The following is a 25,046-nucleotide window of genomic DNA, read 5'->3' as shown; positions in this document are numbered from 1 at the left end:
GCAGACGCGTGACGACCGCGCGAGCCCGGGCTCGTCACTCCACCACGATCTTCACGCGGTCGCGGACCTTGACCTGGGCGCGGGCGTCGAGGCCGTTGAGGACACGGAAGCGTTCGATCGGGCGGTCGACGCCGGTCATGCGGTGCGCGAGCGATTCGACCGTGTCGCCGGGCTGTACCGTGATCACCTTGATGCGCAGCGGCCGGGCGGATTGAATCTCCTCCAGGCTGAGCCGGCGGAACGAGTTCACGGTCTCCCGCGCATTGCGCTCGCTCTCGGTGGTCTTCTGGCGCGATGCGAAGATGAAGCGGTAGACGTCGCTGCCGACGCGCAGCGCATAGACCTTGAACTGCCAGGGATCGCCGCTGGCGTTGGTCGAGGCCGCCGGGAAGCCGTTGATGGTCAGCTCCTCAGTCGCCGATTTGTCGACATTCTCCATCCAGCCTGAATTGAGGTAGTCGCCGAGCGTCTGCTGGGCCGGGACGCGCACGACGTCGAAGCGCATCGCCTGGGCGCCGCCCTCGCGCACGCCGATCACGGCCTGGGCGGTATTGTCGAGCGTGAAATTCTCCGGCGCCTGGAAGGTGAAGCCGAGCTTCGGATGCAGGAAGCGCCGGCCGCGGACAAAGCCTTCGCTCGGGTCCTCGCCGTAGACGATGTTGTCGACGGCGGCCAAATAGGACTCGCGATCGTGCTCCTTGGCTTCCGCCGAGACATACTGCTTGGCGATCGCCGCGGCGTTCTGCACCCGCTCCGGTGTCGCCGGATGCGACGACAGGAAGTCCTGCGCCCGCGGATCGATCGCGACCTTGCCGGCCTTCAGCTCGGCATTGCGCTCCATCGAGGACAGGAACCGCGCCGCGCCATAGGGGTCGAACTTGGCCTTCGCCGAGATTCCGACGCCGATGCCGTCGGCTTCGAACTCCTGGGTGCGCGAGAAGCTCGCCATCGTCAGCTTGGTCTTGGCCAGCGCCAGCGCCGTGAGGTCGGGGTCGTTGCCCATGTCGGAGACGACGCGCGTCACCACCGCCGCCTGGCGCGCCTGATCCTCGCGGATCGCGGCATGGCGGGCGAGAACATGCGCCATCTCGTGGCTCAGCACCGAGGACAATTCCGACGTGTCGTTGGCCAGCGCAATCAGGCCGCGCGTGACGTAGAGCTGACCGGTCGGCAGCGCGAAGGCGTTGACCGCACCGGAGTTCAGAATCGTGACCTTGTAGCCCTGGTCGGGACGGTCGGACACCGCCACCAGCCGGTCGACGATCTTTCCGATCAGCCCTTCGAGCTGGGGGTCCTCATAGGCGCCGCCGTAGGTTGCGAGGATGCGTTCATGCTCGCGATCGCTGGCCGGCGTGGTCTGCACCATCGCGGGCTTCGGCCGCGGCGTCGGCATCGGCGCCGTCGCCTGCTGGAGCTTGCCCATGTCGCTGCAGCCGGAGAGGACCAGCCCCAGGCACAGCAAAACTGGTGCGATCCGCGAACCGCAGCTCACCACCGTCATGCGCCTTCGAACAGACAGGTTCACGTCGCTACTCACGTACCTACGCGGTCAATTTCCGCTCAAAATCTCGATCTGCGCGATCTGCGTCAGCTCCAGCCTCGGCCCCGCATGCGCCTCGATCCAACCGCGCACACGAACCTGCCGATTCGCAAGTGATTTGACGTCGATGCCGGCACCTTCCAATACCGCCATCATACGCTTTGGAATAATCACAGCGAAGCCCCGTGTCCAGCTACGAGCGAAGTTCAGATAAGTTGTTGTCCCCGTCTGTCGTACGGACAACACCTTCCCCTCGACAACCGTAAATAGCCCGACGCCAGCCAAAATATCGTCTGGACTTTCGGTGTTTTTTATGACGGTCCCAATCTTCCAGAGGCCGCGCCGCGCGGACCGCGCCTCGGCCTCGGCGGCCGCCAGGCTGAGGGCGCAGTTCCCGTCCGGCAGGTCGATGCCGCGGAGCACGGCCCCCTGCCGGAGCAGTTCGCTCTGCGCCGGCTCGTCCGCACCGGCGATGAAGGCAAAGGCGCGCTGCCGGCCGTAGCGGTCCGGCGCGTCGTCCTCGCCGCGGAGCACGACGTCGCGATCGCGCAGCAGCGCGGCGAGCGCCTCCATCGCCGCCGCCTGCTGCTCCGGTGGCGGCGCCTCGATGCCGGAGAGCCTGATCTCGCGGCCATCGCTCAGGCGGACGCTGCGCGCGTCGACGATCTCGCTGACATGCCCGTCGCCGAGCTCGGCGAACATGCAGGGCGCGGCATGGCTGATCGACGCCGCCGCGCACGCCGCGATCAGCGTCAGGCTCACGCCATGGAGCCAGCGTCTGCAGGTGATCATGCGTGCACGCGCCATGCTGCATCATCGCACGAAATTTCCGTTCCACTCAGCGGAAAACAGCGGCACGTGACGGCCCTGCACACCGCTTGCCGCATGCGTTTGCGTGCGTCATGATGCGAACTATCAACGAGGCCGTCGCCATGTAGCGGCGGACCCGGCAGGGAGGTATTCGATGAGCAGATCCGTCTGCGGCGCAGCCGCGTCGCTGGTCATGCTGGCGTCAGCGCTTACGCTGTCAGCAACCGCCGCGCAGGCGCAAGCCAAGCCGCCGCTGAAGATCGGCGGCATCCTCGACATGTCGAGCCTCTATGCCGACATCACCGGCCCCGGCAGCGAGACCGCGGCGAAGATGGCGGTCGAGGATTTCGGCGGCGAGGTGCTGGGGCGCAAGATCGAGGTGCTCGCGGCCGACCATCTCAACAAGGCCGATCTCTCCGCCAACATCGCCCGCGACATGCTCGACAACCAGGGCGTCGAGATGATCTGGGACGTCGCCGCCTCCGCCACCGCCCTCGCGGCCGGCGAGATTGCCAAGGCGCGCAACAAGATCATCATCTTCAACGGCCCCGGCTCGGTGCGCCTCTCCAACGAGGCCTGCGGGCCGTATACCGTGCACTACGTGTTCGACACCTTCGCGCAGGCCAATGTGACCGGACTGGCGGCGGTGAAGTCCGGCCTCGACAGCTGGTTCTTCCTCACCGCGGACTACGCGTTCGGTCAGGACCTCGAAAAGGACACCACCAACGTGGTCGTCAAGTCCGGCGGCAAGGTGCTCGGCAGCGTCCGCCATCCGCTCAACACCTCGGACTTCTCGTCCTTCCTGCTGCAGGCGCAGTCCTCCAAGGCCAAGGTGATCGGGCTGGCCAATGCCGGCGGTGACACCATCAACGCCATCAAGCAGGCCGCCGAATTCGGCCTCACCAAGGGCGGGCAGAAGCTGTCGCCGCTGCTCGCCTTCGTCTCCGACATCGACAGCGTCGGGCTGGAGACCGCGCAGGGCCTGCTGGTGGCGGAGGCGTTCTACTGGGATCTCAACGACGACACCCGCGCCTTCACCAAGCGCTTCATGGAGCGCACCAAGCGCGTGCCGACATCGGCGCAGGCCGGCGTGTACTCATCGGTGACGCACTATCTCAAGGCCGTGAAGGCCGCAGGGACCACGGATCCCGATGCCGTCATGAAGCTGATGCGCGCCACCCCGATCAACGACATGTTCGCCAAGGGCGGCCGCATCCGCGACGATGGCCGCATGGTGCACGACATGTACCTGTTCGAGGTCAAGAAGCCGTCGGAGTCGAAGGGCAAGTCCGACGACTACAAGCTGCTCGCCACCGTGCCGGGCAACGAGGCGTTCCAGTCGCTGGAGCTGTCGCGCTGCCCATTGGTGAAGAAGTAACAGTCGTCATTGCGAGCGGAGCGACGCAATCCAGGGCTCCGCGAGGATTCTGGATTGCGTCGCAGCTTCGCTCCTCGCAATGACCGGAAAAACCGGAGAACCTCCGACATGACCACCAACACCACCGTTCTGCAGCATCTCGACTCCGGCCTGCTCACGATCACGATGAATCGCCCGGAGCGGCGCAATGCGCTCAACAGCGACATGACGAAGGGCCTGGTCGAAGCCGCACAGCGCGCGGCGAATGATCCCGATGTCCGTGCCGTGCTGCTGAAGGGCGCCGGCGGCACCTTCTGCGTCGGCGGCGACGTCAAGGCGATGGCCGAGGCCAGGACCGCGCCGTCGTTCGAGACCAAGGTGACGACCCTGCGCGAGCGCATGGAGGTGTCGCGGCTGCTGCACCAGATGCAGAAGCCGGTCGTGGCACAGATCGACGGCGCAGCGGCCGGCGCCGGCCTGTCGATCGCGCTGGCCTGCGATCTCCGCGTCGCCGGCGCATCGGCCAAGATCACGACGGCCTTCGCCAAGGTGGGATTGTCAGGCGATTTCGGCGGCACCTATTTCCTCACCCAGCTGCTCGGCAGCGCCAGGGCGCGCGAGCTCTATCTCACCTCGCCGATCCTGAGCGCGCAGGAGGCGCTCGCTCTGGGCATGGTGACCAGAGTGGTGCCCGACGCCGAGGTCGAGGCGGCGGCGCGTGAGCTGGCGATGTCGCTGGCGCAAGGGCCGAGCGTCACGCTCGGCTACATCAAGCGCAACATCAACAATGCCGAGACGATGACGCTGGAAGCCTGCTTTGACGCCGAAGCGGTGCATCACTCGCGCTGCAGCGACACCGAGGATCACAAGGAGGCGGCGAAGGCCTTCGTCGAGAAGCGCGCGCCGGTGTTTCAGGGGCGCTAGCCCGCGAGCGTCATCATGAGCTATCTCCATCTGCGCCAGATCTGTTTGGTCGCCCCGACGCTCGAACCGGTCGTCTCCGACATCGCCGCGATCATGGGTCTCGAGGTCTGCTACCGCGATCCGCATGTCGGCAAATACGGTCTTGAGAATGCGCTGCTGCCGGTCGGGCCGATCCTGCTGGAGGTGATCGCGCCGACGCGCGAGGGCACCGCGGCGGGACGCTTTCTGGACAAGAGCGGCGGTCGCGGCGGCTACATGGCGATCTTCTCCTGCGACGATCCGGACGGCCGCGCCGCCCGGGCCAACGCCATGGGCGTGCGCACCGCCAACGTCATCAATCACGAATCCTATCACGGCGTGCAACTGCATCCCCGCGACTGCCGCGCCGCCTTCATCGAGCTCAACCACACCGCGGGCAGCGACGATGTGCTCGGGCCGTACCCGCCGGCGGGGCCGGACTGGACGCGCGCCATCCGCAGCGATGTCACGACGGCGCTGACCGAGGTGGTGCTGCAGAGCCGCGAGCCGGCATCGCTCGCCGCGCATTGGGGACGGATCCTCGACCTGACGCCAGTCGCGGGCGACGATGGCGATTGGCGATTGACGCTGCCAAACGCCGCGATCCGCGTGACGCAAGGCGAGCGCGAGTTCATGAGCTGTTTGTGCTTCCGAACGACGGACGCCGCTGGTGTCCTCGATGCGGCCCGAGCACGAGGCTATGCGGCGTCGGGCAATGGCTTCGATATCGCAGGCGTCACATTCGCCGTGGCGATTTGAGGCCTGGTCCTGCGAGTGGGACGTTCAGTGTGGCCAACTGCGACACTGCGCCCCCTCTCCCCGCTTGCGGCAGGGCTATCGCATTTGACCGTCGAAGTGTTGCGCTTGTCTGTCTCCGCGTCGTCATGGCCGGGCTTGTCCCGGCCATCCACGTCGTCCGGCATACTGAGAACGACGTGGATGCCCGGGACGGAGCCCGGGCATGACGATGTGGAAACGGTTTCGCGAAAAACTCAGATTGGCCATACGCGATAGCCTGCCGCAAGCGGGGCGAGGTTGCAGCGCGCGTGCCGGGAGAATGTGCCCCTCAAGTCGACGCTGGTCACCGTCCCTTGAAGTTCGCGAAGCGGCGCTCTTCCGTCGCTTTCACACCCTCCTTAAAGTCCTCCGTCGCGCGCAGCCTCGTCTGTTCGGCGAGCTCGTGCTCGGTGGCGGCCATGACGCGGTCGGCGAGGCCGGCGCGCATCGTGGCGCGGGTCGAGAGCAGGCCGAGCGGCGAGCATTCGGCGATCTCGGCCGCGAGCTTCATGGCGACCGTGCGGACCTGGTCCTGCGGCACGCATTCATTGGCGAGGCCCATCTGCAATGCCTCCTCGCCGCTGACGCGACGGCTGGTGTAGAACATCAGCTCGGCGTTGTTCTTGCCGACCAACTCGGGCAGCGTCACGGTCAGTCCGAAGCCCGGGTGGAAGCCGAGCTTGGTGAAATTCGCGGAGAAGCGCGCTTCCGGACAGGTGACGCGGAAATCGGCTGAGACCGCGAGGCCCAGCCCGCCGCCGATGGCGGCGCCATGCACGGCGGCAACAACCGGCTTCTTGCAGCGGAAGATGCGCACCGCCTGCATGTAGAGATGGTTGATCGGCCCGAGGCTGTCGGCGGGATCGCCCTTTGCCGTTCCCTTGGCCTCCGCCGCCTCCTGCGCCTGCCGCGCCGGATCGCCGAAATTGGCGCCGGCGCAGAACGCCTTGCCTTGCGCGGCGAGCACAGAGGCGCGGATCTCGATGTCGCGGTCGAATCCTTCCAGCGCATCGGCGATCTGGTTGATCAGCGCAATGTCGAAGAAGTTGAGCGGCGGCCGGCGGATCTCGATCAGGCCGACATGGCCATGGATCTCGACGCCGATGTCAGGGAATTGGGTCATGTGTGTCCTCCGATTCTGCTTCTCAGGGCGTCATTGCGAGCGAAGCGAAGCAATCCAGAGTCCTTGCTGGGTCCTGGATTGCTTCGCTTCGCTCGCAATGACGGAGTGTGTTGTCGATGCCGTCAGTTCGCAATAGCCGCGATGCGACCCGGCCTCACCGCAACCCCAGCCCGCGCGCGATGATGCCGCGCAGCACCTCGGTGGTGCCGCCCTGGATCGTCAGCTTCGGCGCGGTGCGGATCGCGAAGGTCAATTGGTTCTCCAGGGTCTCGCGGTTGCCCGCGTCCTGCTCGACGAAGGCGGCGAGATCCCGGACGCGGTGCGGCAGCTGCTGCTCCCACACCGTGCCGACGTCCTTGACGATCGAGGCCTCGACCACCGGCTCCTTGCCGGCCTGCAGCATGCCGGCCACCGACACCGACATCCGCCGCATCGCGTGCAGCTGCGCCACCAGGCGGCCGATGCCCTCGGCGCTGCGGGTGTCCGGATCGGGGCCGACCGCGCGCACCAGCTCGGTCAGCACGTAGTAGGTTTCCAGGAAGCGTTCCGGTCCCGAGCGCTCATAGGCGAGCTCGGACGTCGCCTGCTTCCAGGCGCCGTCGATCTCGCCGAGCTGATGATCGTCCGGCACGAAGGCGTCGGTGAACACGACCTCGTTGAACTCCTTCTGCCCGGTGATCTGGCCGATCGGGTTCACCTTGATGCCGGGCGATTTCATGTTCACCAGGAACTGCGTCAGGCCGTGACGGCGGTTCTCCTTGGTCGAGGGCGAGGTGCGGAAGATCGCGATCATGTAGTCGGCCATGTGCGCCGACGTTGTCCAGATCTTCGAACCGTTGATCAGCCAGCCGCCCTCGGTCTTCGTCGCGCGCGTCTTGGCTGCGAACAGGTCGGAGCCGGAATTCGGCTCGCTCATGCCGATGGCAAAGCACAATTCGCCGCGGCAGATGCGCGGCAGGATATCCATCTTGATATGCTCGGGCGCATAGCGCAGCAGGATCGGACCGCTCTGGCGGTCGGCGACGAAGAAACGCCGCACGGGCGCGTTGGCGACGCGCATCTCCTCGGTGACGACATAGCGCTCCAGGAACGAGCGCTCATGGCCGCCATATTGCTTCGGCCAGGTCATGCCGATCCAGCCGCGCTCGCCGACCCGACGCGAGAATTCGCGCGCGTCCGCATCCTCGCGCAGCGGCTGGAACGGGTTGAAGGTGCCGGCGGCGATCTCCTCGGCGAGAAAGGCGCGCACCTGCTTGCGCAGCTCCTCGCATTCCGGCGGCAGGCGGATCGGATCGAAGCGGAGCGCGGTCATGGGCTGTCCCTTTCGTTTCGCTTCAGCGCGAGGCGACCAGCGGCCACAGCTCGTCGGCGCCGCGGGCGGCGACGCGCTGGCCGAGCGCGACGGCCCAATGGCTCTCCGAGCCGAAATCGTCGCGCCAGGCCAGCGCGCGCAATGAGAAGCGATGCAGGATGTGCTCGGTGGTGAAGCCGATCGCGCCGTGAACCTGGTGCGCGATCGCGGCGCCCTTCTCGGCGGCCTCGGCGGAGCGGATCTTGGCCGACGCCGCCTCGAGAAAGATGGCGTCGTCGAAGGCGCCGCCGCGCGCGATCGCGTCGGCGGCGGAGGTGGCGGCCGCGCCCGCGGCGGCGCATTCGCCGGCGAGCCGGGCGAGGTTGTGCTGCACCGCCTGGAATTTGCCGATCGGCTTCTCGAAGGCGACGCGCTCGCCCGCATAGCGGACGCTGATCTCGAGCAGCTGATCCAGCGCGCCGGCGATCTGCAGGCTGCGGACCACGCCGCCCATCAGCATCAGCGAATCCTTGTCAAAGCCGGCTGGCGCTCTGCTGATCGCGTGCGGTGTCACCTTCTCGAAGGTGACCGTGTCGCTCGGATCATTGGCGAGCGACAGCCCTTTGTCGATCCGCAGCCGCGCCGCATCGACCAGTGCGATCGAGAGGCCATCGTCATCCTGGGCGAGGACGGCGATGTGCCCTGCGCCCGTCGCAAACGGGACGCCGCGGGCGCGGCCCGACAGCGTGCCATCCGCGTTCAGCGCGATCCTGTCCCTCGGGCTCGCCGGGGCAATCGTCATGGGCCCCTCTGGAGCGGCGATGCCGGCTTGCTGCAGCAGCCAGCCGGCCAGCAGGGTCTCGGCGAGCGGCACCGGCAGTGCGAAGCGGCCGGCGGCATTGATGATGGCAAAGCCGTCGGCGACATCGGCGCCGGCGCCGCCGAGCGCATCGCTGACCCAGGCGAGCGGAAGGCCGGCGTCGCTCAGGGCCTGCCACAGCGGCGCGCTCCAGCGTCCATCCTTGTCGTGATTGATCGTCTGCGGGTCGGCGAGATCGGCGAAGATCCTCTCCGCAGTCGCAACGACGATGTTCTCAGCTTCCGCCACAGCGTTCCTCGCCCGTTCGTCTCGCCCGTCTCGGCGCGCGATGTCATTGGCGCGCCGGCGATGCTTTGCGGTTCATGATGAGCGCAAGCGCCGGTCCTGACAAGCGCTGCGCGCTGCAGGGCGCCGTCCGCTCGCCGCATGGAGATCGGCGATTTCCGCGCCGCGGAGATTGCGCTGATTTTGCGAGCCGCAATGATCTTCGCTAAGAAGAGGCCTGCAACAGGGAGATGCGGCAATGGCGGTGGAAGGTCTGTGCGCGATCGTGACGGGGTCGGCTTCCGGACTCGGGGCTGCGACGGCGCTGCTGCTGGCCAAGGCCGGCATGCGCATCGTCGTCAACTACGCCAACAGCAAGAGCGAGGCCGAGCAGACCGCCGACCTCTGCCGCAAGGAAGGCGTCGAGGTGGTCGTGGTGCAGGGCGACGTGTCGCGCGACGAGGACTGCAGGAAGATCGTCGCCGCCGCCGATCCGTGGGGCCGGCTGGACGTGCTGGTCAACAATGCCGGCACCACCAAGCACGTGCCGCATGATCAGCTCGACGGCCTTTCCGCGGAGGATTTCCAGCGCATCTTCGCGGTGAATACGATCGGCCCGTTCCAGATGATCCGCGCCGCGCGGCCGCTGCTCGAAGCGGCGGCGAAGCAGACCGTGCGCGCCTCGGCCGTCGTCAACGTGTCGTCGGTCGCAGGCATCAGCGGCATCGGCTCGTCCGTGGCCTATGCCGCGAGCAAAGGCGCGCTCAACACCATGACGTTGTCGCTGTCGCGGGCGCTGGCGCCGTCGATCCGCGTCAACACGGTCTGCCCCGGCTATATCGATACGCCCTGGTTCACCAAGGGCCGCGGCGAAGCCGGCGCCAAGCAGGTGCGCGATGCGGTGGTGGCGCGGGTGCCGCTGCGTGCGGCGTCCACGGCGGAGGACATCGCGCAGCTCGTGACCTTTCTGGCAAGCCCGGCTTCGGGCCACATGACCGGCGAGGTCGTGCGCATGGATGCGGGCATGCATCTGCTGCCGTAGCGCCGTCGTCATGTTGACGGCAACGGCGCAATCCAGACCCGGTGTCTGCCCTGAATTGCGCCGCGTCGTTGGCAAGGACGATGCGGCGTCGGCTACCGGTTGAAGTCGCGGACTGCGCCGCTGGCGACCAGCCTGTTCCAGATGAACAGGACGATCACGGCGCCGAGAGTCGCCGTCACGTAGCCCGCGCCCTCGTCCGGGCTGTAGTGGCCGATGGCCTGTCCGACGGCGGTGGCAAGGAACGCGCCGACGATGCCCAGCACCATGGTCAGGATGAATCCGGACGGATTGTTCGGCCCCGGCGATAAGAGCCGCGCCAGGAAGCCGGCGACCAGCCCAACGATCAGAATGTGCAGCATGTTTGTCGTCCTTCCCGTCAACGCGTCGAGGATCGTCAGATCCGGCCCGAAAGCTCATGCTCGGTCGGCAGCCGCCCGTCGGGCGTCAGCTGATCGATCACCTTCGGCAGATACTGGCTCAGCCCGTTCAGCAGCTCGTCGCGCGACAGGCCGCTTTGTGCCGTGAGCTGATCGATCTGGTCGGCGCCGAGCGCATTGGCGAGGTCGCCGGGTGAGATCGGCTTGTTCTCACCGGGCGAAACCCAGGTGCTGGCGGTGTCGCCATGGCCTTTGTCCTGGAACTGGCGGAGCAGATCGCCGAGCCCGCCTGACAGCACGCTGCCCGCGGCGCCGCCCGTCAGCAGGCCGCCGAGCCCACCGGCGATGATGTTCCCGAGATTGCCACCACCAAGACCTCCACCACCAAGACCTCCACCGAGCGCGCCGCCAAGCGGCCCGCCTTGATGGCCGGTCGGCTGCGGCGGCGGAACCGGGGCCGGCGCCGCATTCGGCTGCTGTCCTGGTTGCGAGAAGTGCTTGACCGCCTTCCACGCCAGCAAAGCGAGGATGGCCATGGTCATCGGCGACATGCCGCCGTTGTTCTGCGTGGTCGGATGACTGGGCCCGTGCGGGCCGTTCTGCATGCCGTTGAGAATGTCGAGTAGACCCATGACGTGCCTCCTGCGCCCCACGCGCGTAAAGCTATGGCGTTGCACGGGGCGTTACAAGCGGCGGCCCGAGCCGGCGCACAGCGCAATGCGTGCGCACAGGCCGCTGCCGCAACGCCGGTCGTGCATCCTGTTATGGCGTGGGGCAGATGACGGCGCGATGAATGGCGACGTGCCGTCGCCGCGTGGCTGCGATCAGTTCTTGGCGTCGGCCCGCTTCGGCGGCTTCACGGCCGAGGGCGCCGTAGCGGTCTGGCTCGGGCCGGTGAACATGCGCTTCAGCTCGTCGAGCTTTTCGGACAGGACCGGAAAGTTGCACGAGAACGAATCACGCCGCCCGCCGTCCTTGGCGCATTGCGCAGCCTTGATGCGGGCCCGCGTCTCGGCATTCGCGCCTGGCGGTGGTGCAGCAAGGGCGGCGCTCTGGGCTGCCGGCGCCGGCGGCTTGATCGGCCGTTGCGGCGGCGGCGCAGGCATCACGGGCTTTGGCGGCTCGATTGCGGCCCGCGCGGTCATGTCCCGGAGCGAGGTCGACTGCAGGCTCTGCGGCTGCGGCCGCGGCATCATCGCCGCGCTCATATTGGCGTGACGCTGACGCTCGAGATATTGCGTGTACTGCTGATCGATGAACTTCTGCTCTTCGGGCGTCGGGTTCGGGCCTGCAATGTCGAAGCTGCGGTCCTGCATGAAGTCGTAGTACGCGTAGCCGCCGCCCGGCTTCCGTCTCCCGGCAAATTTGGCGTTGCACTGCGCCATCGCCGAGGTCTTCTCTTCCTTGGTCGCTGATTTCTCGGCGGCGTCGGCGCACTCCTCGAAGTCCGTCGGAGAGCGGCTCCACCACTCGGCATGCGCGCGTTGAGGTTGCATGGCGGGCAAGCAGGTGATTGCAGCAAAGACCAATACTGGCAGGTGGGGTCGGTACACGAACGGCAATCCTCAGCGTCTCCCAGCCTGAGATGACCGGAGATTGTCGCCATTTTGCGGCGGGGTGTGACTCCAATGCTGCGTAATTTGCGACTTTCTTCTTTGTCTGCCGTGGTTCCGTGATCGCGTTGCCACAGTCGGGCCAGCCTTGGCGGGCGCGCGTGCGGGAATCGCACCTTGCTGTGGCGCCCAGACGATACGCTGTGGCCGCCGGGCGATACGCAGCATCTTTCTACCATCTTCATCCCGCGGTGGTTGACGAATCTAATCTTGACGATGGAAAGATTATCGTTGACGCAGCCTGGAGGGCGCCCTTATGTATATCTTGACAATGGAAAGATATGACGCGCTCTGATGGCGCGGAGGAGGCTGGTATGAAGGTATTCCTCATCGTCAAGCTGGCGCTGCTGCCCTTCATCGTGTTCTGGGCCCTGCTGGGCTGGCAGCAGCCGGCCTGGGCGGTCTGGTCCGCTCTGGCGCTTGCGCTGGCCGGCAATCTCTGGCGCGCGTCTCGGTCCGAAATCGCCGTCCTCGAGCTCGGTGGCCTGGCGCTGTTCGTCCTGCTGGCCATCGCCAACGATCTCGCCCCGAACTGGACCGCGGCCAACGCGCTCTGGCTGTCCTTCGCGGGCCTGGGCGTGATCAGCCTGGTGTCGCTGGCCGTCGGCCGTCCCTGGACCGCCGACTATTCCCGGGCCAGCTATGCCGACAGCGCGGCGACGCCGCAGTTCCAGCTGATCAATCTCCTGATGACCGGGCTGTGGGGCGTGCTGTTCCTGGTGCTCGGCCTGTGCCGCTGGGCCGGCGTGTCATCCTGGATCACCACGGCGATCGTGGTCGTCGGCGCGCTGATCTCGATCTTCGGCCCGCGCCTCGCCATCCGCCAGGCGTTGCAGCGGATGCGGGCATCGCGGGAGGACCATCATTGGCCGGCGCCGGCCTTCTCCGGCACCGAGAGCCTCGATTGCGATGTCGCGGTGATCGGCGCCGGCATCGGCGGCCTCACGGCGGCGGCGCTGCTGGCCGAGTCCGGCCTGAAGGTGAAGGTGTTCGATCACCACGTCGTGCCCGGCGGCTTCTGCCACAGCTATCTGCGCAAGGCGCATCACGACAACAAGCCGGTGCTGTACCGCTTCGATGCCGGCCCGCATGATTTCTCCGGCGTCTGGCCGGGCGGTCCGGTCGACAGCGTGCTGCGCCGGCTCGGCGTCGCCGACCGCCTGCAATGGAAGCGCGTCCATCATTGCTATCATCTCGCCGGCCGCCGCATCGAGGTCCCCGAGGACTGGCGCGATTATGTCCGCGAGCTCGGCGAGATGTTTCCCGTCAGCGCGGACGGCCTCACCCGGCTGTTCGATACGATCCATGCGATCTTCGAGAGCATGTACGCGACCGGTCGCAATCGCAGCGGCATTCCCGGCATGCCCGAGTCACTCGAGGAGATGCTCGCCTTCCCGAAGCAGCATCCGCAGGCCTTCCGCTGGATGAGCCGCCCGTTCGACGAGCTGGTCGCCGCGCATGTCTCAGATCCCCAGGTGATTGCCTATCTCAATGCGCTCTCGGGCTATCTCGGCGACGGCCGCGACCGGCTGAGCTGCGCCCAGATGATCCCGATCTTCGGCTATTATTTCAAAGGCGGCTTCTATCCGGTCGGCGGTTCCGGCCAGCTGGCCGATGTGCTGGCCGACACGATCGTTGCACGCGGCGGCGAGGTGCAGCTGAAATCCAAGGTCACGCGCATCCTGGTCGAAGGCGGCCGTGCCGTCGGCGTCGTGCTCGGCAATGGCCGCACGGTCCGGGCCCAGGCGGTGGTCTCGAACGCCGATCTCGGACGCACCTTCACCGAACTGCTGCGGCCCGAAGATCTGCCGGCCGCCTTCCGCGCACGGGCCAGCGCGATCGAGCCTGCGAACTCGTGCTTCTCGGTGCATCTCGGCCTCGACGTCGTGCCAGATGTCGCGCCGGCGACTCATCTCGATACGCCAATGGGCATCGGCCTCGCCGTGATGTCCAAGCTCGATCCATCGGCAGCGCCCGAGGGGCATGCGACGATGACCATCATCACGCTCGTCTCCCACGAGCAGGCCAAGGGCTGGTTCTCGGGCGAGGGTGGTGACGACTGGAAGGCGTGGCGCCGCTCGCCGGACTACGAGGCGCGCAAGCAGGCGCTCGGCGATGCCATGATCGCCGCGGCGGAGACAGTCATTCCCGGCCTGTCGCAGCACATCGTCTACCGCACCGATGCCAGCCCCGTGACCTATGCGCGCTACGACCTCGCCAGCTGCGGCTCGATCTATGGCGTGGCCCGCGCGGACCGGCTGAAAGGCGCCAAGGCGCCGCTGCGCAACCTCGTCATCGCCGGCGGCGGCAATGCCGGTGCGGGCGTCGAGGCCGTGGTTATCTCGGGCGCAGAGGCCGCCGAAGCGCTGCTGCCCGGCCTGCTGGCGCGCAGGCCGGCGGCGGTCGAGCGCTCCCAACCGGAGCTTGCCTTGGCCTGAGCGACGCGCTCGCTTTGGTCAGGGCGTGTAGAGATAGCGCAGCAAAGTGCGTCCGACGATCTCGAGGCTCTGCGCCGAGCACTGCTCGATCGTATCCTGCGTGGTGTTGAAATAGGGCTCGTAGTCGAAATCGATCACCAGGAAGCTCGGAATGCCCGCCTGCTGCAGCGCCGTGTGGTCGTCGCTGATCGGGTAGGGCGTCGGCTCCGGCGAGAACGCCTGTGGCGCGATGCGGCTGCCGATGCTCCAGAACTTCTTGACCTCGGGCAGGGCGGAAGTCAGCGATGACGGCTCCGGCTGCAGCTTGAGGTCCTTGTCGCAGACCATGTCGAAATCGACCGCCTTCTCCGGCTTGCGCGCCGGGTAATAGTCCTTCAGACGCGCCGCGAAATGCGGCGAGCCGAGCGCGTGCCAGGTCGGATCGCCGGCACCGAGCGATTTCGGGCCCTCCTCGCCGTCGAAGAAGATCATGTCGATGCCGATGTCGGGCTTCGGTGACAGCGACAGCACGCGCGCGGTCTCCAGCAGCAGCGCAACCGCAGAGGCCGAATTGTTGGCGCCGGGCATCGGCGCGTCAGGCGATTTGGGATCGCGATAGGCCCTGATGATGCTGTCGTAATGGGTGGCGACGATCACGCGGCGCGGATTCTGCACCTGGAAGCGGGCGATGATGTTGGTGAGCGGGATGGCCTTGCCGTCGTCGCCCTTGGCAGTGAAGCTCTGGGTCAGCACCGCGTCTGCGGCGCTCTTGGCCATCGCCGCCTTGATGTAGTCGATGGTCTTCTGATGGCCGGGCTCGCCCATCGATCGCGGCGTGAATTGCAGGAGGTCGACGATGTGTGCCATCGCGCGCTGGCCGTCCCACAGCTCGATCTGGGCGTCCGCCGCGCGCGTGGCCTGTGATGTCAGAAGGACGGCGGCCGTGACCGTCGTGGCGGCGAGTCGAGACCAGAACTCAGTCATCCAGGCAGCTCTTCACACATGAATGTCAGGACGTCTTCTTGCCGAACGGAATGAACAGAATGCCGGCGCAGATGGCCAGTGCGACGGCGAAATAATAGGTGATCGCGCGCGAGCCGATCGTCGGGATCAGCGTGAAGGTCGTGACCAGCGTGCCGACCACGTTGCCGATGGTCGAGACGCCGTAGACGAGGCCGGCGACCCGGCCAGCCTCGCCGGCCGAGCGCGTCAGCAGGCTGACGGCGATCGGCGAGAATGTGCCGAGGAGCGTCAGCGGCACCAGCAGCAGCGCGGTCGAGGCCATCAGGGTGGCCGTCGGGCCGTCGCCGATGGTGTCGAGGATGTCGGCCATGACGGCATCGGCGGTCGCCGGCACCAGCGCCATGTAGGCGGCGGCGACCAGGATCATGGTGCCGATGGTCCGCGTCGTCGGCTGGCGGTCGACGATGGCGCTGCCGGCGAAATAGCCGATCGCGAGCGCGCACAGCACGGTCGAGATCAGGCTCGCCCAGGCGCCGATGCCGCTGCCGAAATACGGATTGAGATAGCGGCTGCCGAGCATCTCGAAGCCCATCAGCACGCAGCCGACCAGGAACGAGCAGATATAGATCGCCAGCACGCCCCCGCGGGAGACCGGCTCGCTCACGGCAGCTTCCTGTTGTGGCGCTCGATCGTCTTCAGCGCCTCGACGGGGGCGAAGTCGTCGGTCAGCACCTTGGCCTTGGCGTCGATCACCTGGCCGCTGTCGATGTCGATGCGCTTGCGCTGCGCCAGCATGTCGGCGAGCTTGTAGCGAAAGCCGTATGCCTTGTCGCGCTCCTGCGCCACGGCGGCGAGATCCTCGGGCTTCCGCTCCTCGCCGGGATAGGCGACCATGACGATGTTGCCGCCAGCCTCGTAGAAGTCGACCTGCGGGAAGACGCTGTGGATGGTCTTGACCGCAGCATCGAACAGCATCGTCGACGGCTCGACGTTCTGCGCCACCACGCCGCCCTCGGCGAGATGATCCTTCACCAACTGGTAGAATTCCTTGGTCAGCAGATGGAACGGCACGAACGGGCCGCGATAGGCGTCGATCAGGATGATGTCGTAGCGATCCTTGGATTCCTGCACGAACAGCCGGCCGTCGCGGTTGGCGACGTGGAAGTTCGGCTCCTCCTTGATGCCGAAATATTTCTTGGCGAGCTCCAGCACGGTCGGATCGAGCTCCACCGAGGTCACCTGCACCTGGGGCAGGGAGCGGTGCAGGTACCAGGCGGTGCGGCCGCCGCCGAAGCCGATCTCCAGGATCGAGCGGACGTCCTTGGCGTACATCACGCTCGTGGTCATGAAGCGGGTATAGTCGACCGGCAGATCGAGCTCGTCGCGGGTGTTGTAGACGCTCTCGGTATAGATGCGCCGGTTGTGACCGAAGGTCATGCTGCGGAAGGGCGCCTGCTCGTAGACATAGATGTTGTTGTAGAGCGACTCCTTGGACTCCAGCAGATTGCGGGTGTCCTGGGCCTGGCTGGACGAGATGGCGAGGCAGCCCGCGAGCGCGCCGAAAATGACCGACCGGATGAGCATCGACTTAATTGTTTCCCTCGGCTGAAAAATGATGGGCAGGCCTGCGCGGCCTGGCGGCCCGTGCCGCAGGACGGCTGTCCCCGGTCCGAGCTGCGCTCAGGCACGACCAATACGGCGATCCCGAGGCCGGTTCCGCATCGGCGCCGTTCTCTTAGACCATTGGCTGCCTCCCGGATAGTCAAACCGCCCCCGCCCAACGGGGGTGTGATCGGGCGCATACCCCTCAACCACCCGGCGCGCGGACGTTCCCGCAGCAGGGCGGACGCGCTGGACCTGCCGCGCGGCGTTGTGCCACGGCGATCCGCGCCATCCCGGCGATGATCGGAGAGGCTTCCGGTCGCTGGCCGGGTCTGCTATGGAGACCCCCGAAGCAGATGCACTCCGGTGCAGGCTCCGGTCCCGTAGCTCAGCTGGATAGAGCGGCGGTTTCCTAAACCGTAGGTCGCATGTTCGAGTCATGCCGGGATCGCCATCTGCCGCCGCCTCGGGCGCGCGCAGTCTCAATCCAGATGAATGATCGCACGCACGTCCCCCCGGTCTCGATTCGCTTTCGCGCATCGGGGGAAGCGCGTCGTCCCGTTCGACGAACCTTCCTGGATGAGACGGAGGCCTGAGCCGCGCCCTCACGGACGCGGCTTGTCACCTCACCATTGGTATTTGATCCGGCCGGTTCCGGCCCAGGACGTGGCGGAGGGCGCGAACTGGCCGTCGACCTGGCCGGACAGCGTCAGATGCGAGGTCAGCGCGACCTCGGCGACGCCGGACAGCAGCGCCGAGTCCGCCGCGATCCGCGCGCCGGTCGTGACGAAGCTGGCGCCGGGCAGGGTCTGGAACGTCGCGCTCACCGTGGCGTCACGATTGGTGTCGTGGGCCCAGGCGGCCCGGCCGCGGACGAGGAAGCTGTCGGACAGCCGGCGGTCGGCCCAGACGCCGAGCTCGGTGCGCGGCAGCGTCGCGTCGCGCGCGGCGAAGGTCAGCGCGGAGCCGCCGGCGCCGAGCGAGCTGGTCTCGGTGTAGGACGGGCTCCACACCTGCTGCACCTGCAGCGCGGCGTAGGGCGTCAGGCTGCTCCAGCCGAGATCGAAGCGATAGCCGGTCTCGGCCCGCGCAGCCAAGGTCGGCGCCGTGTAGCTCGCCCGCAGCGTCTCGACGGCAGCGGCGGTCAGGCTGCGCGTCGTCGACATGACATGTGCGCCGGCGGCGAGGCTGCCGGACACATAGGCCTGGCCGAAGCGCTTCGTCGCATAGGCCGCCGCCTGGACGAAGTCCGAGCTGCCATATCCGCCGCCCTGCGCGACAGTGAAGCTGGTCTGGCCGCCCGAGAGCGCGAAGCCGAGCGTCAGGTCCGGTGCCAGCCGATAGTCGGCGCCGGTGGCGAGGCCGTAGATCCGCGACGAGACGTCCTGGCTGCCGGCGGCGACGTCGCCGCCGATGCGGCCGCCGCCGCCGAATGCCGAGCCCCACACAGCCCAGTTCGGCTCGGCCGGCATCGCCTTGGCGAAGATCCTCGCCGCCTTCGCGCTCGGGCCGTCGCTCGCTTCGGCGTGGGCCATCATCGGTGAATTGCCATTGGCCGATCCGGCGCCGGCGCGGCCGCTGCCGCTGAAGTCGAGCACGGTGGTGAGGAAGCCGGTCATGCTCTGGCCGACGCTCTGCGTCACGACCGGCGCGGTCTGGCTGGCGAGCTGGTTGAACGTCGCGCCGACGCCGGCGGCGGTCTGAAAATAGATCGACTGCAACTGTAACGGCAGAGTGCCGCCCTTGTTCACGGCATTGCTCAGCACGTCGTAGATCTGCCGGCCGTTGCCGCTGACGCCCGTGATCGGCAGCGACGGCAGCGCCGCCTGCTTCAGCATCAGATAGGCGTTCTGGCCGTCATAGCTCAGCGTCGGCGTGACGTTGGTGATGCCCGTCGTCGTATAGCTCAAGCCGGAGAACTGGCCGCTCACCCCGCCGCCGGTCGAGACGATCGCCACCTTGCTGCCGGCGGCATAGAGGCCGCTGGCAAAACTCGCCGTCACCTGGCCCGCCAGCGTCGCCGTGCCGGACACCGCCGTGGTGCTGAAGCTGCCGGGCGTGAACTGCAGCGCGTAGGTGGCGCCGCTGGTGAAGGCGAGGCTGCCGAGCACGGTGAGCTTGCCGGCCTGGCCGGTGAGGCCCGTCACCGCCTGATAGCCCGGCGCGAGCGTGCCGGCGACGCTGACATTGCCGAGCGTGCCGAGACCGCTCAGGGTCGCGCCGGCGCTGACGCTGATGGGGCTCGTAACTGTAGCACCCGCCGCGACCACCAGCTCGCCGCCATTGACCGTGGTGCCGCCGCTGTAGCTGTTGTTGCCGGCGAGCACGAGCGTGCCCGAGCCGCTCTTGGTCAGCGAGCCCGTGCCGGAGATGTCGTTGCTCCAGATGTCGAACGCATTGTAGCCGCCCTGCGCGGCATCCATCGTCACCGCGACCGCGCTGTTGAACGCGCCATAGCCATAGGCGGCCTGGTAGAGGTTGATGCGGCCCCAGCCGTCCCAGCTGTTGCCGTCGAGCAGCGCGTAGCCGGACGGCAGCGCCGTCGTCCTCAGGATCTCGGTGCGCTGCGCGTCGCTGAGATAGGGGAAGCGCGTCAGCAGCAGCACCTGCGCCTGCACCGGCACGTTCTCCGGCAGCGTCGTGCTGACGCCGGCGAGCTGCATGCCGTAGGTCATGCGGTAGGTGTAGCTCGTCGGATCGGTGCTCGAGAGATTGACGTCCTTCGAGGCTGCAGCGATCGTCGCCGCGCCGCCTTGGGCCTGGAGGATGCAGGCCTGGACGCTGACGGTGCCGCAGGATTGCGACAGATAGGACTGCGTCTGGGTGTAGGCCTGGTAGACCGCGTAGGCAGAAGTGTTGGCGGGATTGGTCCAGTCGACCCGGTTGCCGTTGGAATCGTACAGCGCATTGTAGATGTTGGTCGCCGCGATCGCGGTGGCGAACACGCGGCCGCCGATCACGTCGAGCGGCGAATGCATGCCGGCGAGGATGCGGTTGTTGCCGAGGTCGGCGGCGCGCGCCAGCAGGCTCTGATATTCCTGCGGCACCAGGAAGGCGAGCCCGAGCGCCTGCGTATAGCCGGAATTGGTGTGGCCGCTGATGAAGCCGCCATCCGCGTAAGGATTGGTGCTGTTGATGATCTGGAGCAGCGGCGTCGGCACGTTGACGTCGGTCGACAGCCGGTACGGCCGCGAGGCCGCGCCGATGCCGGGCACGTAGTCGCCGATCGCGAACTGCGTCGGCTGCAGCACGCCGTTCACGATGGTGCCGACATTCGGCACGGTCAGATAGGTGAGGCTGGTGCCGTTCGCGGTGTTCTGGGCGTCGATCATCGCCTGGGTCACGGTGAAGCCGCGCACCCAGTTGGTGGCGTTGCCATAGACCGCGGGGATGGTGAGATTGCCGTAATAGGAGGGAACCACGATGTTGGCGGTGTCGGCCGTGGTCAGTCCGGTCTTGGTGGTGGCGTTGTAGTTGCCGAAGGCGGCGGCGAGCGGGCTGACCGTGGTCTGGTTCACTGAGGCGCCATACGCGGCCGGATTGGTCACCGGCGCGGTCGAGCCCATGTAGCGCTCGAAGGTGCGCTTGGTCGGCTCGGTCGAGGAGTTGGCGCGGACGGTGTTGTTGACGAAGTTGACGGCCGCGGCGAGCGGCGTCGCGCTGCCATTGCCGAACGTCGTCGCGCCCCAGCTCGCGCCGTTCAGATAGTTGATGTTGGACTGGAAGTTCTGCAGCGTGTACGGCGCGTAGGTGGTGGGCGTCAGGCTGTTCGGCGTGGTGCCGCTGGCCGAGGCGCCGGTGCCGGTCATGAAATAGCCGGTGAGCACGCCGAGGCCGTTCAGCACGCTGTATTGCTGGTTGGTGCGGTCGTCGTGGATCGCCTCCAGCGTCTGCGCCGCGGTCCGCGCCTTGGTCATGCGGATCACGGTCGCGAGGTTCTGCTCCATGACGCCGGTGCCGTTGGTCAGCGCCGGGTCGTTCAGCATCAGGTTGGCATAGGAATCGACCACGTTGACCATGGTCGAGCCGACGGTGGCCGTGCTCGAATTGGTGAAGTTCACCGGCGGGCTGGTGGGAATGTCGCCGGCCCTGGCGGCGAAGGGCAGCAGCGCGGAGCCCAGCGCGGTATATTTCCAGAACTTCAGATACGCAGACGACGACATCGACGAGTGCCCCCACACAACGAGCAGTGATGCCGGACCCCTGTGGGGCCGGCGGGGACAGCCGTGCACCGGCGGTGGACGATCATCGTCCCCGCCGGTCCCATTATTGCCCGATTGTTTCAGGTTCTTAACAAATCATGAAGCCGGCACCTTCTGTGCGCCCTGTCGTCGGAAAGACACACAGCTTGAGGTGACGCGCCGATCGCGCCGCGTCGTGCCGCGCGAGTTTCGCCAACAATTTGATGCAATCGAGCCGTACTGATGGCTTGGGTTGCAGTCGTCTTGCGCGCGATGCGTCGCTGGTTCGCGCTTGAATCCGCGGGCGCGATCTCGCCTGAAATAGTCACGCCATGCGTTCAAGCCTTGATCCGAGTGCAAGCATCCGGGTTCAGGACATCTGAGTAGAAGACGTGGGGACATCATGGCGGCTGCTGCTGTCGACCGGCTGCTGATCGAGGCCGCTGATCATTACAATGCCGGCCGCGCCGGCCCGGCGAAGGCGCTGTGCAGCGACATTCTCGACGTCGTGCCCGATCATCTCCCGGCGCTGCATCTGTCGGCGAGCCTTGCCTTCGCCGATGGCCGCATGGCGGAGGGGGCCGCGCTGCTGGCACGGGTGTTCGCGCGCGATCCCAACCATGCGCCGGCCTATGTGACGCTCGGCGACGCGCTGGCGGTGAAGGGGGAGCACGACGGTGCGGCCGATGCCTTCGCGCGCGCCGCAGCCTTGCGGCCGCACGATGCGGCGATCCACGGCAAGCTCGGCAGCGCGCTGCTGGAGCTGTCGCGCTTCGCCGAGGCCGAGGCCGCCTATCGCCATGCGCTCGCGCTCGATCCGGCGCTGACGCGGATCAGCTGGAACCTCGCGCTGGTCTTGGTCCATCAGGGCGACCTCGCCGCGGCCGAGGCCGCCTATCGCGGGCTGCTCGCGCGCGATCCGTCCCATCCCGACGGCTGGCGGGCGCTCGCGCATGTGCTCGCCGACCAGGGCAAGCACGACGAGGCCGTGCCGGCCTATCTGCACGCGCTCGCCGCGCATCCCGCCGATGCCGGCCTCCATGTCAGGCTCGGCGATGTGCTCTGCCGGCAGCGCGCCTTCCATGACGCTGCGATCCACTACCGCCGCGCCTGCGACCTCGCGCCCGAGGACGCCGCGGCGGCGCGGCAGCTCGGTCATGCGCTGCACGAGGCGGGACGCCCCGCCGAGGCGATCGAGGCCTATCGCCGTGCGGCGCTGCTCGATCCGACCGACGTCGTCGTGCTCAGCAATCTCGGCGCCTGCCTGTGCGGCACCGGCCAGCTCGACGCGGCCATGGCCGCCTGCGAGCATGCGCTGGCGCTGCAGCCCGATCATGCCCCGGCGCAGACCAACCTCGGCATCATCCTTGAGCGGCGCGGCGAGATCGACGAGGCCGTCGCGGCGCATCGCCGCAGCATCGCGGCCGATCCGGCCTACGCCAAGGGCTACGCCAATCTCGCGGTCGCGCTGCGCCAGGTCGGCGACATCGACGCCGCGCTGGCGGCCTCGCACCAGGCCGTCGCGCTGGCCCCCGACGACGCGCTCATCCGCTACAATCACGCCCATGTGCTGCTGCTGTGCGGCGACCTCGCGCGCGGCTTCGACGGGCACCGTTGCGGCCGCGATTGTCCGGAGCTCTCCGCGGGCATGCCGCGCTTCGATGTGCCGGACTGGCAGGGCGAGCCGCTCGACGGCCGCACGCTGCTGCTGTTCGCCGAATATGGCATCGGCGATGCGCTGCAATTCGTGCGCTATATCGCGCGTGTGCGCCTGATGGGTGGCGCGATCGTGCTGCAGGTGCAGCCGGCGCTCGCGCCGCTGCTGCGGGGCATGGAGGGGGTGATGGTGGTGGCGCGCGGCGAGCCGCTGCCGCCATTCGACCTGCAACTGCCGCTGTTGGACCTGCCGCACGTCTTCGGCACGACGTTGGAGACGATCCCGGCCGAGGTGCCTTATCTCGCTGCTGATCCCATCAAGACCGCGGCGTGGCGCAACGTGCTCGGCCGCGCGCCGCAGCTCAAGGTCGGCGTGGTCTGGGCCGGCAATCCCAGGCACAAGGGCGATCGCCAGCGCTCGCTCGCCGCTAGGGACGTGCTGCCGCGGCTGGTGATGTCGGGCGTGCAGCTCTACGCCCTGCAGAAGGAGCCGCGCCCGGACGATGCGCCTGCGCTGCTGGATCTCGGTCCAGATGTCATCGACCTCGCGCCGCTGCTGAAGGATTTCGCCGAGACCGCCGCCGCCGTCGCCGCGCTCGATCTCGTCATTTCCGTCGATACGTCAGTGGCGCATCTCGCCGGCGCACTCGGCCGCCCGGTCTGGGTGCTCTTGCCCTACGCGCTGGATTGGCGCTGGCTGCGTGACCGCGAGGACACCCCGTGGTACCCGACCATGCGGCTGTTCCGGCAGGAGCGTCCGATGGCGTGGGACGGCGTGCTGGCATGGGCCGCGGCGGAGCTGGCGCGAGTGGCGGCGGGGGAGAGGCGGCTGCTGTTGCCAGGCGCGTCTGCTTTGTAAGCGATGCTCTGTCCACCTCCGCTGTCGTCCCGGGCGTAGACCCGGGACCCATACTCCGCGGCGGAAGTTTTCGCGCAAGCTGGAGCGACCAGCCTTCGCAAATCTTGGTTCGGTGGTTATGGGTCCCGGCGCGGAGGCCGGGACGACAGCAGTGAGTGTCGCGCGAGCGATGGCTCCGTCGATCAGGACACTGGCGCCAACGTTTGCGCCAGCAACTCCCGCACCCGCGGCACCACCATCTTGCCATACAGCTCGATGCTGCGCATCAGCTTGGCGTGGGGCAGGGGGCCGGCCGAGTACTTGAGCTGGAAGCGCGACAGGCCGAGCGCCCTGATCGTCGCCGCGATCTTCTGTGCCACGGTCTCGGGCGAGCCGACATAGAGCGAGCCGTGGTCGGCCTCCTGGACGAACTCGTCGCGGCCCATCGGCGGCCAGCCGCGTTCGCGGCCGATGCGATCGCGCATGGTCTTGTAGTCGGGCCACAGCTCCTCCCGCGCCTGCGTGTCGGTATCGGCGATGTAGCCCGGCGAATGCACGCCGATCGGCTTCGCTTCGCGGCCGAACTGTTTCAGCGCGCGATGATAGAGCTCGACATAGGGCGCAAACCGCGTCGGATCGCCGCCGATGATCGCAAGCATCAGGGGCAGCTCGTAATGCGCCGCGCGCACGACAGACTCGGGGCTGCCGCCGACGCCGATCCAAGCCCTCAGCCGGCCGTGCTCGACCGGCGGATAGACCAGCTGCTCGCGCAGCGGCGGGCGCAGATGGCCCTGCCAGGTGAGCGGCTGCTGCGGCAGCAGGCTCGTGAACAGATCGAGCTTCTCCTCGAACAGTTTCTCGTAATCGCCGAGGTCGAAGCCGAACAGCGGAAAGGATTCGGTGAACGAGCCGCGGCCGAGGATCACCTCGGCGCGGCCGTTGGAGACCGCATCGAGCGTCGAAAACCGCTGGAACACGCGGATCGGATCATCCGAGCTCAGCACCGTCACCGCCGAGCCCAGCTTGATCGTTGTGGTGCGCGCCGCGATCGCCGCCAGCGCCACCTCAGGCGCGGAGATCGCGAAATCGCCGCGATGGTGCTCGCCGAGCCCGATGAAGTCGAGCCCGAGCTGGTCGGCCAGCACGCCCTCCTCGACCACGTCGCGGATCACCTGGGCATGCGCGGCCATCGCGCCGTCGGCGCCACGGGTGACGTCGCCGAACGTGTCCAGGCCGAATTCGATTGCTGAAGTCATGTCTCATTCCGTTGCGTCGCGCCGTCTTACGGCCTCTGGCTCTCAACTGGAAGACCGGACCAGGATTGCAAGCAGGCCGAGACGAAACACAGGGTTTCCGCGCACTCGTCATGGCCGGGCTTGTCCCACGGCTGTCCGGTTGAGGCTTTTAACATATACTGAGGCTCAACTGGCGGT

General features: G+C 67.3%; 19 protein-coding genes and 1 tRNA gene. 7 read left to right on the top strand and 13 right to left on the bottom strand.

Annotated features, from left to right (window positions below; genetic code table 11):
• Positions 1-34: 34 nt before the first annotated feature.
• Together QQL87_RS31050 and QQL87_RS31045 are read right to left on the bottom strand one after the other, a co-directional pair.
• Positions 35-1,501, bottom strand: coding sequence for a M48 family metalloprotease (locus QQL87_RS31050; RefSeq protein ID WP_284422985.1), 1,467 nt, complete (start codon positions 1,499-1,501; stop codon positions 35-37).
• Between the two features lie 48 nt (positions 1,502-1,549).
• The gene (locus QQL87_RS31045; RefSeq protein WP_284422963.1) at positions 1,550-2,347 is read right to left on the bottom strand and encodes a thermonuclease family protein; all 798 of its coding nucleotides are present in this window, start codon (positions 2,345-2,347) and stop codon (positions 1,550-1,552) included.
• A gap of 196 nt (positions 2,348-2,543) precedes the next feature.
• Here QQL87_RS31045 and QQL87_RS31040 point away from each other — a divergent pair, with 196 nt between their 5' ends.
• From QQL87_RS31040 to QQL87_RS31030, 3 genes are all read left to right on the top strand, one after another.
• On the top strand, positions 2,544-3,728 hold the full coding sequence (locus tag QQL87_RS31040) for an ABC transporter substrate-binding protein (protein ID WP_284422986.1): 1,185 nt from the start codon (positions 2,544-2,546) through the stop codon (positions 3,726-3,728).
• 108 nt (positions 3,729-3,836) lie between these two features.
• Entirely contained in the window at positions 3,837-4,631 is a 795-nt protein-coding gene (locus tag QQL87_RS31035) for an enoyl-CoA hydratase (protein WP_284422964.1), read from the top strand.
• 15 nt (positions 4,632-4,646) lie between these two features.
• Positions 4,647-5,408, top strand: a complete 762-nt coding sequence (locus QQL87_RS31030; RefSeq protein WP_284422965.1) for a VOC family protein — start codon at positions 4,647-4,649, stop codon at positions 5,406-5,408.
• 322 nt (positions 5,409-5,730) lie between these two features.
• Here the strand turns inward: QQL87_RS31030 and QQL87_RS31025 are convergent, their stop codons facing one another.
• The 3 genes from QQL87_RS31025 to QQL87_RS31015 form a co-directional block, all read right to left on the bottom strand.
• Entirely contained in the window at positions 5,731-6,549 is an 819-nt protein-coding gene (locus QQL87_RS31025) for an enoyl-CoA hydratase/isomerase family protein (protein ID WP_284422966.1), read from the bottom strand.
• 154 nt (positions 6,550-6,703) lie between these two features.
• Positions 6,704-7,861 (bottom strand): acyl-CoA dehydrogenase family protein, encoded by a 1,158-nt coding sequence (locus QQL87_RS31020; RefSeq protein ID WP_284422967.1) that lies wholly within the window; start codon positions 7,859-7,861, stop codon positions 6,704-6,706.
• A 22-nt stretch (positions 7,862-7,883) separates the two neighbouring features.
• Positions 7,884-8,948, bottom strand: coding sequence for an acyl-CoA dehydrogenase family protein (locus QQL87_RS31015; protein WP_284422968.1), 1,065 nt, complete (start codon positions 8,946-8,948; stop codon positions 7,884-7,886).
• A 235-nt stretch (positions 8,949-9,183) separates the two neighbouring features.
• Here QQL87_RS31015 and QQL87_RS31010 point away from each other — a divergent pair, with 235 nt between their 5' ends.
• Complete coding sequence (locus QQL87_RS31010; RefSeq protein WP_284422969.1) at positions 9,184-9,966, top strand: SDR family NAD(P)-dependent oxidoreductase; 783 nt, start codon at positions 9,184-9,186, stop codon at positions 9,964-9,966.
• A gap of 92 nt (positions 9,967-10,058) precedes the next feature.
• Here the strand turns inward: QQL87_RS31010 and QQL87_RS31005 are convergent, their stop codons facing one another.
• From QQL87_RS31005 to QQL87_RS30995, 3 genes are all read right to left on the bottom strand, one after another.
• Positions 10,059-10,325, bottom strand: a complete 267-nt coding sequence (locus QQL87_RS31005; protein ID WP_284422970.1) for a GlsB/YeaQ/YmgE family stress response membrane protein — start codon at positions 10,323-10,325, stop codon at positions 10,059-10,061.
• A 35-nt stretch (positions 10,326-10,360) separates the two neighbouring features.
• Complete coding sequence (locus QQL87_RS31000; RefSeq protein ID WP_284422971.1) at positions 10,361-10,975, bottom strand: YidB family protein; 615 nt, start codon at positions 10,973-10,975, stop codon at positions 10,361-10,363.
• Positions 10,976-11,167: 192 nt separating this feature from the next.
• Positions 11,168-11,839 carry a hypothetical protein gene (locus tag QQL87_RS30995; protein ID WP_284422972.1) on the bottom strand — a complete coding sequence of 224 codons (672 nt, stop codon included), beginning with the start codon at positions 11,837-11,839 and terminating at the stop codon, positions 11,168-11,170.
• Between the two features lie 431 nt (positions 11,840-12,270).
• Between QQL87_RS30995 and QQL87_RS30990 the strand changes: the two genes are divergently transcribed.
• Positions 12,271-14,394, top strand: a complete 2,124-nt coding sequence (locus tag QQL87_RS30990) for a phytoene desaturase family protein (protein WP_284422973.1) — start codon at positions 12,271-12,273, stop codon at positions 14,392-14,394.
• Between the two features lie 18 nt (positions 14,395-14,412).
• On the opposite strand, the gene QQL87_RS30985 is transcribed toward QQL87_RS30990, so the two are convergent.
• From QQL87_RS30985 to QQL87_RS30975, 3 genes are read right to left on the bottom strand one after another with little or no spacing between them, the layout of a single operon-like run.
• Complete coding sequence (locus QQL87_RS30985; protein WP_284422974.1) at positions 14,413-15,357, bottom strand: M28 family peptidase; 945 nt, start codon at positions 15,355-15,357, stop codon at positions 14,413-14,415.
• A 25-nt stretch (positions 15,358-15,382) separates the two neighbouring features.
• Positions 15,383-16,000, bottom strand: coding sequence for a fused MFS/spermidine synthase (locus QQL87_RS30980; protein WP_284422975.1), 618 nt, complete (start codon positions 15,998-16,000; stop codon positions 15,383-15,385).
• Complete coding sequence (locus tag QQL87_RS30975; RefSeq protein WP_284422976.1) at positions 15,997-16,920, bottom strand: spermidine synthase; 924 nt, start codon at positions 16,918-16,920, stop codon at positions 15,997-15,999. Before QQL87_RS30975 ends, QQL87_RS30980 begins: the two co-directional genes overlap by 4 nt.
• A gap of 395 nt (positions 16,921-17,315) precedes the next feature.
• On the opposite strand from QQL87_RS30975, the gene QQL87_RS30970 reads away from it, so the two are divergent.
• Positions 17,316-17,392: transfer RNA gene (locus tag QQL87_RS30970), tRNA-Arg, on the top strand.
• A 172-nt stretch (positions 17,393-17,564) separates the two neighbouring features.
• Here QQL87_RS30970 and QQL87_RS30965 read toward each other — a convergent pair.
• A complete protein-coding gene (locus tag QQL87_RS30965; RefSeq protein WP_284422977.1) occupies positions 17,565-21,101 on the bottom strand; it encodes an autotransporter domain-containing protein in 3,537 nt (1,178 codons plus the stop codon).
• Between the two features lie 421 nt (positions 21,102-21,522).
• Between QQL87_RS30965 and QQL87_RS30960 the strand changes: the two genes are divergently transcribed.
• Positions 21,523-23,634, top strand: coding sequence for a tetratricopeptide repeat protein (locus QQL87_RS30960; protein ID WP_284422978.1), 2,112 nt, complete (start codon positions 21,523-21,525; stop codon positions 23,632-23,634).
• Between the two features lie 182 nt (positions 23,635-23,816).
• On the opposite strand, the gene QQL87_RS30955 is transcribed toward QQL87_RS30960, so the two are convergent.
• Positions 23,817-24,869: an LLM class flavin-dependent oxidoreductase gene (locus QQL87_RS30955; protein WP_284422979.1), complete on the bottom strand. Its 1,053-nt coding sequence runs from the start codon at positions 24,867-24,869 to the stop codon at positions 23,817-23,819.
• Between the last annotated feature and the right edge of the window lie 177 nt (positions 24,870-25,046).

Source organism: Bradyrhizobium sp. SSBR45G (assembly GCF_030159255.1).
Lineage (GTDB): Bacteria > Pseudomonadota > Alphaproteobacteria > Rhizobiales > Xanthobacteraceae > Bradyrhizobium.
This window is presented reverse-complemented; position numbering and strand designations above follow the sequence as displayed.